This is a genomic window from Vibrio sp. Vb1980 (assembly GCF_033338615.1).
Lineage (GTDB): Bacteria > Pseudomonadota > Gammaproteobacteria > Enterobacterales > Vibrionaceae > Vibrio > Vibrio alginolyticus.
Window position 1 is genome coordinate 1 of sequence record NZ_JAWOSZ010000105.1, and the last position, 625, is coordinate 625.

The 625-nt window shown below is 36.5% G+C and carries 1 pseudogene; it reads right to left on the reverse strand.

Annotated features, from left to right (window positions below):
• Positions 1-56: 56 nt before the first annotated feature.
• Positions 57-625, reverse strand: a pseudogene (locus R7F64_RS23995) (hypothetical protein); the annotation flags it as partial.

The window sequence follows — 625 nt, forward strand, 5'->3', positions numbered from 1 at the left end:
GTGCGTGTGAGGATCATAGATGTGAGTGATTAGCCGTTTATTGATAGTCGTAGTCATTACACATCACCATTCTCAACCAGATCTTTAAGCTTTTTGTGTTCTCTGAACAATTTGAATTTTTCTTTGTTGTAATACTCAATACCTTTTAAGGCTTCGGATAGGTCTTTCTGCTTTTTTTCGACCTTTGATTCAAGTTCTGAAAGAGCATTTCTGGCACGATTGGACCGATTCTCATAGTCCTCAATGGATTCAGATAGTTGCACTATTTGGGTAAGTTCTTGTTCTAAATCTCCAAAGGTACAGTCAAACCTTTCGAGAACACGCTTGAGCCATTTAGCGTTAAGTATGTCTTGATCAGAAGATTCTATTTGCTCTTTCAACTGTTTAATTTCGGTATTCAGACTTCTTTTTTCACGTCTTTGATCTTCAATGAGGCGCTTACCAGTAGCGTAAGTTTGCCTAAGTTCGGTAATTTCTTCGGAAATTTTCGATGATGTTTTTCCGTTGTAGAGTTCGCTTCTTTGACGTTTGAGGTTAGAAACCTTAGTGAGTAAATCCTGTTCTTGTTTTTTCAAATCTTCGATATTTATATGTAAATCATACTTACGTTTTTCGTTTTGGTATC